We start from the raw sequence: 8,454 nt of genomic DNA, 5'->3' as shown, positions 1-8,454 counted from the left end.
AGCTCTCTAGCGCCGATGGTAGTTGGGACCTTGTCCCTGTGAGAGTAGGACGTCGCCAAGCAACTATTAAGACGAGTCAGAATGACTCGTCTTTTTTGTATGCTTTCATACCTCTGTTAATTGCCTGCTTAACTCCTTCTAAATAGGCGAATCCATACCTTTTATCTGGTTCTAAGTAAGTACCTTCTGCCCATTCATTCCACGCATTAATAAATAAAAACTCGCTGTTGTAAAGAGAATAGGTACGCTGGATTTGTTTGCTTAAATATATCGTGAACTTCCTAGGGGTAGAACCTAGGAAGATGCTGCTATTTAAGTCTTTGCGGCGTGCTGTATTGTCCCAGTCAACAAAGGCACCAGGAAATGTTTTTTTCTCTGGAGGAGATCGTTTTAGTATATACATCCACACTTTATCATAATCCCAAGCGTTTATTTGTTTACCAGACTCATATATTGTTTTATTTATGTCTGAAGAGCTATCATGAGCAATTGTATAAAAAGGCTCGAATTCAATGCTAGCATCAAATCCATTTATATTAGGAAGTGGAAAGCTGTTTAATGTTTCTGCAAAGTATATACCTTTCAAACCATTTTCTTGTGCGAGTGTATTCCAATAATGAAGCATTTGTTCACAATGAGGGATATGCCCGGGGCGATAAATAATGAATAGTGGTTTATCGTCTATACGGATATATCTCTCATCTTGGAAAGCTTGCAATAAATACTCAAAGTGCTCTTTCCAATCCGATAATTCTCCATAATTTTGAGGCATTAATATGTGACTATCAAGACCATCCCAAGTTTTTGTCCACGGTTCATTTGCCCAAGAAAGACAAAATGGAAAATCTGGTTCTTTCATCTTAAGTACCTCATTAAAGGGTGCCTCCAATAGCCTCTTCCCTTTAAACCAGTAATGGTAATAACAAAAACCATATATGCCATGTGCTTTGGCGATTTCTGCTTGCCATTTTCTTACGGATGGGGTGGTTAAGTCATAATAAAAATCTTGATAAGGTTCTCTAGGTTGGTAATGTCCTGAAAATAAAGGTCGTGCACTTTTAGTATTTGTCCATTCAGTAAACCCTTTCCCCCACCATCGGTCATTTTCTTTTATTTGATGAAACTGTGGTAAGTAAAAAGCGATTATTTTCAAGATATATCCCCCTTATGTTCTTCGTAGTTCAAGTGGTGGGAAGTTACTTTTGATTTTTCGAATCTAGTTAAAACATGAGATATGTTATTTACTTACTGTGTTTATGCTGCATAATGAATTCTTTTGTACAGTGTGCTTAATATGGAAATCTTTGATGATTTAATATATACGGCTGAGATACAAAATGATCTTCATTATACAATGAGCGAAAAGAGTTAATCTTTTTGGAGAACAAATAGAGCTTGGGGTAACCGGTTTGTATCATCAAAAAAGTCCCGTAGCTTTAAATACTTCTCATAGTGGTTTTTAATATAAGTTCTAGGTATAACGGTTTCCCCGTAGAAGCTACTGTTTCTAACGTCTCCAGCTCCCGTAGGGCTGTGGACAAAATTGCCGCTTTCATAATCCGAGATGGCACGATTTATATCTGGAAAAGCTTGAGATAAAGTTTTATGCCATCCCGTTTGAATTAATTCAGGGTGTTCCTTAAATTGTTGACAGAAATCGAGAAAATAGCGTGCTTGTGTTGTGGCGATGAAGATGCCACCTGGACGAAGAATTCTTGAAAATTCCTTTATCCAATTTTCTGCTGTTTCTTCGGATAAATGTGAGAATACAGAATAAGCGAATATGATATCTAATGAATTGTCATTAATAAATTCTACAGGAGGTTGTGGGTTGGCTGTTTTATATATCCCTCTTCCTAACGTTTCATTACAAAGAGTAATCATGAGGGGATCTACATCAATACCAAGTAAATTTTCATCGCGAACATCTTTGAAAAAGAAGCGTATGATTCTTCCCCATCCGCAACCAAAGTCTAAAATTTTACGTCCTTTATTCAAAGGAACACCTAGATTTTGGGCATATGTTTTTACATGGCTATAAAACAAATATGCTTCATAAAGAGCATGTTCATAGGAAGCACCTACAAACTGTTGTTGAATTTCTTCAGGGGGGAACATAGGTACTGGGATGCCATTTATCTTTGTTTGTGAGCAACTTTGTATAAATAGATTTAGAAGTTCAACATCAGAAAGCGGGCTAACAAGGTTATCAAAATCATTTCCTAACTTGAAGTTATTCATTTGTTAACCTCCAAATTATATAGTACCTAAAAATTATTTTCGTGTTTTTTACTAATAAAAACGTGTAGAAATTCAGCATCTAACCCCAGTGATCTATCCTTTTGTAAATAAACAATGGTATACATATTTGCATGTGTATAAATATATTCAATCATATCTTGACCCCAATCAAATGTTACTAAAGACCCGTTCTCATCAATAGGATTACCATGATAAATTGGCTCCTCAATATATTCGATTCCTTCTTTATTGATTCTTGCTCTTTGTAAAGTCTTTGTGAGTGTATGATACCAAGGGACAGTAAACACATGAGCACCGCCAGGCTTTAATACACGCTCTATTTCTTTAAAGGCTTTGTTTGGCTCCATTACATGTTCAAAGACATCTTGAGTAATGAACAAATCAAAAGATTCATTTTGGAAAGTCATATCTTCTAAGTTCTCACATCTAATTCCTTGAAAGTATTGGCCGAGAGGATAGTTTTTAAAGTATTGAGAATACGTATAGTTTTTGCAGTTTTTTATAAGTAGCTGAGTTGTAATTCCCCCAGGAGAGGATTCGTGGATATGATAGGAACCCCATTTAGGAAAAAATGTATTTAAAACATGGATTATAGCTCGCTGCCTTGGTATAGAGTGGCATGTAGAACATAAGTAATGATCTCTAAGCCAATCATTATGCTCTATAAATGTAGTTTCCTTCTCACAAATAACGCAATATCCATTATTGTGCTTCAAATTACCTTCCACATGACATCACTCCTTTGTAAAAAAATGCATATGACACACACGTCAACAATCAGTGAAATCAAAGAGAGTGGGTGGAAATTAGGGAACCCATAAAAGTGAGATTGGTAGAATGGAATAATTAGCGGGAGAGAACCCCACGCTAATTAAAGTTTCACTTTATGCTATGCGATACATTCGCTTTTATTCATTGAAGAATGTATCGAATTAGAATATCCCTTTTGTGTACGGATACATTTCAAAGTCTTGTGCATATATTTCTGTAACTAACGCCATTGTTTCTTCATCATAAAAGCTTTCATATGTTGGAAAGCGAGGGAAGGTGGCATCTGTAATGCTGAGTTCTGCATAGCTTCCTGTATAAAGCATCTTATGAGCCCGATGATGATCTGAATTTGTAAGAAGCTCTAAATTGGATTCAATCAAATCGTACGTGTGTTCTATCTTAGTGATTTGTGTATTAAAATCTTCTAAAGGAATATAGTATTGGATGAAATTTTCTTCACCTGGAACGTATTGCTGACTAAAATGTATGTCCATTGCTAGGGAATTTGAACCCAATGCTCGAATGTAATATAAAAATTGTTTAAATGATACTCCACGGTTACTATATTTGTCATTATACAAATAGTGGCGGATATTTTCCCATTGAGGGCTAGCATATGGATTGTCAGCAAGTAATAAAAATGAGCTGACGGCCCTTTTGTAGGGATTCCGTACAAGTTTACAAACATCTTTATTTGCTGTTAGAAGCCCATTTTGTAACTCTGTTATGTAGTTAGTGTTGTTTTTATACACCCAGAATTCATAGTAATGAATAAAGTCATGGTATTTCTTTGCTTCATTAAACAATCCAATTTGAAAAAAGAACCAATTAGCTAAGGCGGTACATCCGCTTCTATGGCTCCAGAATAGTATAAGTGGAAAGTCTTTATGGAAATGTGGGATTCGATCTTTATGTAGGATTACATGATTTAAAAGCTCTTGATTTATACTCTTCATACATGTAGTGCTCCTTTTTGAAATTTTTATTTATGGAGAAGGGAAGTTTTTACTAATCCAATATATTCATGGGAATGAGTAAATAGTATGAGTGTTTTTTGCGGTCAGCTTAAATAAGATAGCGATTCTAAAAGGAAAATATAAAATAAAGATAATGAAAATTTATAGGAAGCATACAATGATAAGAGGATGAATAATAGCAGTGACCAAGTTCATTTAGTTGCATTTCTAGGTGTGATAAGCAAAAATCTTATTACTAGAGAGGATATTATGAGGAAGAATAATTATTTAATAGTAGGTGGAAATAGTTTCATTGGTATTAACCTCGCATTAGGTTTATTGAAACAAGGTCAAACTGTCAAAGTATTTTCCAGACATATAAATAATTTTCCTCAAAATATTATAAGTGATGTTGAATTTATTAAAGGTGATTTAGCAAATGTTGAAGATATATATAAAGCTTTAGTGGATGTGGATATTATTATTTATTTAGCTGCAACGTCTAATGTAGCAACTTCAATTGAAGATGTTTTCGGAGATATAAACAGTAGCTTTTTTTTTCTTAACTTCATGGAAAGTGTTAAAAATTTTCCTGTTAAAAAAATTGTATTAGCATCTTCTGGAGGCACGGTTTATGGTGAACCGGAATATTTACCTATTGATGAGGAACATCCATTAAAACCACTTTCTCCTTATGGAATAACAAAAGTGTCGCTTGAAAATTACTTGTACTTTTATAAGAAAAAATACGGAATTGACTATGTTGTATGTAGATATTCTAATCCATATGGAAAATATCAAAATCCTTTAAAGAAAGTTGGGGCAATAAACTGTTTTTTGTATCAGCATCTCAGTAATGAAAAGATTAATATATATGGGAATCCACAGGAGATTATTCGAGATTATATTTATATCGATGATTTAGTTGAAATCACTATACAACTATCACAATTAAATCGTTTGAAATCTTGTGTGTATAACATAGGGAGCGGCAAGGGTCTCTCTTTAAAACGAATTATAGTAGAATTGGAGAAATTAACGGAAAGAAAAGTGGACTTTACCTGCTATAAACAAAGGCAAGAAAATGTTCAAAAAATCATTTTAAATATAGATAGAGTAAGACGAGAATGTAATTGGGAACCGAAAATAGATTTCAAAAGTGGAATTAGATTAAATAAGCTATGGATTGAAGAGTTCTTATATAGTAAAAAATAATAAACCATGCCCTACTTTTGTATAAGTAGAGCGTGGTTTATTATTTTATTTCTTTTTTTATTACCCAAAGGTCTTGATGTTCCCACCAAAAACCTTCAGTGTATTTTTTGATGACAGGGTTATAGGGTAATAATTTAATTTTGTCACATACGTAAGAGGGACTAACGATCGTTTGCCCGTATTGATGAACATCCAAATCTAATTGTTCACTAGAAGGGAGAAACCAATAACCCTGTTTATTTAAATCTGGAAAGCTGAAGTACTTTTTACTTTGATAACCATGAGTTGTGAAAATGAGTAAGCCTTCAGGAGAAACAGCATTATACAATGTTTGAAGCCAACGAAACCAAGTTGTATCAGGCATATGAGAAAAAAAGGATAGACAAAAAACGATATCATACGTAGAGGAGGTCAAATTTACTTGTTCAGGTTCAGGGTGAGACAAGATAGAAGAAGTATTTAATGTACGTTCAATAAAAGTAATAGCCTCTTCATGTATATCGCAGGTAGTTATACTTAAGTTCGTTTGTAGGTTTAATAAATGACGTGTTACGCAGCCGTATCCGGATGCGAATTCTAATAATTTTATTGGAGTGTCTATAGGAGGATAAAAGGACGTAATTAAATCTAAGAGTGTTTCTGCGGATTTTCTCCCATCTTGAAAATAATAATCTATCGCTTCTTTTTTAGATGGGAAGACTGGATTAGTGACAAGGAATTGAAAGATATGATCCTCTGGATGGATACTTGCATTTACATTGTAGTTGTGTGCAATTTGAGAAATCAAATCTTTATTTGCCTCTATAAATTCTTTCAATGAGTAACCCCCCTTAAATGATAGTAACGTCTTACAAGAGACACTGATGGCGAAGAAAATATATCATTCAATCTTCAAATATGCTTTAAGATACTTTCTATATGTGTACATTTTCTTTTTTGAAATATTGTCGATAGTAAAGGTTTCTTTAATGAAATTCTGCATTTGTACAACTTCACTGTAATGGGAATATGAATCTTCTGTTCCCGTTACGCTATTTGTATGTCGTCTATGATAGTTTAGTGGTTTTGGATTGAAATAAATGTTCCCCTCTTTAAGAATAGAAACATAGAAAAACCAATCACCAGCTACTTTAAACTTTTCTAATTGTTTTTCTGTTGTTTTTATATCTATGTTTTTAAAAACTACACTTGAGACATTAGGTATGGTGTTCTTGATAAGTAATGTATCTTGTATTTCATCTATCCCTTTTCGAAAATAAGAACTTTTCCATTTTTCTTTATCAATATCATTTGTGTAATCTAAATAATGATTGGCCAGGATATTTCCTTGTTCGTCTATTTGTTTTGATTGTGTGTAGCTTAAGGTAACATCACCATTTATATGAAACCCTTGTATTACTTCTTCTAAAAATGTCTGATCACATAAGTCATCGGCCTCTGCAATCCAAATATAATCACCGGTTGCTGCAGAGACGCCTTTTATCCATTGTTTAAATACAGAACCAGAGTTTTTATCATTAATAATCTGCTGAACTTTTAGGTGGGGCTTATTTTCGTTTGAGAGCAGCTGTTTAAATATAGATACGCTATTGTCAGTGGAGGCATCGTCTAGGAAAATTAGTTCGTAAAGGGGATAGGTTTGGTTTAATATGGATTTAACTCGGTCAGGTAAGTATTTTTCGTAATTATAGTTCGGTATGATTACGCTTATTTTTTTGTAATTATGATCAAGTAGGTTTAACAGTTGATAAATGTAATGAAGAAAGTTAAAATCTTTTTCAATAAGCTCTTGGCCAAAGCGCCCTTTTTTTAATCGTAAGTCTTCATCTCCAATAAATTCATATATTCTTTCCAGCACCTGCGGTAAATTTAAAAAGTCTACTAAGGCGCCAGTTTGTTCCGTAACAACATCTTCAAAACCTCCAGCGTTTTTAAACCCTATAACAGGGACTTTTGTATCTAATGCTTCTAAAACAACGTTTGGAAAAGGATCCTCTCTTGAAGTTAATAAATATAAATCAGCCCCGGCGTTATATAAACCGATATCTGGAGTAGGCTCAACTAATGTGAAATGTGCTGTATATCTTGGGGATAGTGTGTTAAAGAAATGAACATCCGTTCTCCCGACCCAGATAAAATGAATATTCGTATGAACTTTTCTTACTGAGTAAGCAATAAGTGAGAATAAATCTATCCCTTTCCGATGATCAGCAAAACCTACTCCCAAAATGATTTTGCTATCTAGAGGCAGGTTGTGTTTTTTTCGTAATTCGCTTCTAGCTTTTGCAATATTGTTCTTATAAGGATTGTGGTTAAACAAGCCTTGAGGGAGGATGTGACATTTTTGATGATCTAATTGGGTGATTGTACGGAATTTTTCATACACGTACTGTGAAGGGAAGACAATTTTGTAAGCAAACTGGGCAATGTTTCTCGCTTTCCCCTCGGCAGAGTACTGTTGTATTAAATGCGGCAATTCATGTATTAATGAAATAACTTTTATATTGTGTTTAGCTAGTAATGCAACTATGTCACCACTTATGACGGTACTACATATGGCGATGGTATAGTCTTGTGATAGTAACTTCTTTATTAATAATTCGACCCTTTTTTCTGTTGGGTAGTCTTCCTCTAGGCAATAAACAGGACCATACTTTTGAAAATCGTGGATTAAAATGCCCGTTCCAATAGAAATAATTGCGACGGAGTAATGAAAGTTTTCTTTAAGAGCTTTAATAGTATGTAAAGAAAGCAGCTGTGCTCCGTGGAAATGGGCATCATGGGATACATAAATGATCTTCTTATTAACATGCATTTCATAACGCCTCCTAAGTTAATTAGATTTTTAGTAAATGCATGGTGTATTTATAATTCCTAGAGAGAAGTGGTAGGAGATAATTGTGAATACAGCTGGAATGTACTCGAAATAAAAAGTGCTACCTTTAATATATATTTGTTTGGCTTGCTATTCATTCTTTAGAAAGGTGTAAGTAAGAAAGTATAAACTGTCGATTATGAAAGTGATTGCAACAGTTTATTAATCTCTAGGAACGGAGTATAAATGAAGAAGGTTCAATACCCTTTAGAATTTATAAAATAAAAAGGATAAAAGGTATTGACGATTAGGATATAGAGGTGTAATATAGAACAAGTCGCCGATGCAATAACGCAGAATGCGGCAAACAAAATGAAAAACTTAGTTGACATTAACTAACGAAGATGTTAACATAAGGAAGTCGCAAATGAGCGA

7 protein-coding genes are annotated in these 8,454 nt (G+C 33.9%); 1 reads left to right on the top strand and 6 read right to left on the bottom strand.

The window, feature by feature from the left end:
- Positions 1-76: 76 nt before the first annotated feature.
- From CER22_RS30295 to CER22_RS30280, 4 genes are all read right to left on the bottom strand, one after another.
- On the bottom strand, positions 77-1,153 hold the full coding sequence (locus tag CER22_RS30295; protein WP_088121150.1) for a glycosyltransferase WbsX family protein: 1,077 nt from the start codon (positions 1,151-1,153) through the stop codon (positions 77-79).
- A 215-nt stretch (positions 1,154-1,368) separates the two neighbouring features.
- Complete coding sequence (locus CER22_RS30290) at positions 1,369-2,241, bottom strand: class I SAM-dependent methyltransferase (protein WP_088610427.1); 873 nt, start codon at positions 2,239-2,241, stop codon at positions 1,369-1,371.
- 26 nt (positions 2,242-2,267) lie between these two features.
- Positions 2,268-2,990: a class I SAM-dependent methyltransferase gene (locus CER22_RS30285; protein WP_087983473.1), complete on the bottom strand. Its 723-nt coding sequence runs from the start codon at positions 2,988-2,990 to the stop codon at positions 2,268-2,270.
- 204 nt (positions 2,991-3,194) lie between these two features.
- Positions 3,195-3,989: a sulfotransferase family 2 domain-containing protein gene (locus tag CER22_RS30280; RefSeq protein ID WP_088610426.1), complete on the bottom strand. Its 795-nt coding sequence runs from the start codon at positions 3,987-3,989 to the stop codon at positions 3,195-3,197.
- Between the two features lie 270 nt (positions 3,990-4,259).
- Here CER22_RS30280 and CER22_RS30275 point away from each other — a divergent pair, with 270 nt between their 5' ends.
- Complete coding sequence (locus CER22_RS30275; RefSeq protein ID WP_088610425.1) at positions 4,260-5,204, top strand: NAD-dependent epimerase/dehydratase family protein; 945 nt, start codon at positions 4,260-4,262, stop codon at positions 5,202-5,204.
- A gap of 40 nt (positions 5,205-5,244) precedes the next feature.
- On the opposite strand, the gene CER22_RS30270 is transcribed toward CER22_RS30275, so the two are convergent.
- Both CER22_RS30270 and CER22_RS30265 read right to left on the bottom strand, forming a co-directional pair.
- Positions 5,245-6,021: a class I SAM-dependent methyltransferase gene (locus CER22_RS30270; protein ID WP_088610424.1), complete on the bottom strand. Its 777-nt coding sequence runs from the start codon at positions 6,019-6,021 to the stop codon at positions 5,245-5,247.
- Positions 6,022-6,084: 63 nt separating this feature from the next.
- A complete protein-coding gene (locus CER22_RS30265; RefSeq protein WP_088610423.1) occupies positions 6,085-8,019 on the bottom strand; it encodes a glycosyltransferase in 1,935 nt (644 codons plus the stop codon).
- Between the last annotated feature and the right edge of the window lie 435 nt (positions 8,020-8,454).

Source organism: Bacillus sp. K2I17 (assembly GCF_002209985.1).
Classification (GTDB): Bacteria; Bacillota; Bacilli; order Bacillales; family Bacillaceae_G; genus Bacillus_A; species Bacillus_A wiedmannii.
This window is presented reverse-complemented; position numbering and strand designations above follow the sequence as displayed.

Bases quoted from the DNA above. Each gene is read 5' to 3' on its own strand.
- CER22_RS30280 (WP_088610426.1), bottom strand. From the start codon at position 3,989: ATGAAGAGTATAAATCAAGAGCTTTTAAATCATGTAATCCTACATAAA.
- CER22_RS30290 (WP_088610427.1), bottom strand. From the start codon at position 2,241: ATGAATAACTTCAAGTTAGGAAATGATTTTGATAACCTTGTTAGCCCG.
- CER22_RS30275 (WP_088610425.1), top strand. From the start codon at position 4,260: ATGAGGAAGAATAATTATTTAATAGTAGGTGGAAATAGTTTCATTGGT.
- CER22_RS30265 (WP_088610423.1), bottom strand. From the start codon at position 8,019: ATGCATGTTAATAAGAAGATCATTTATGTATCCCATGATGCCCATTTC.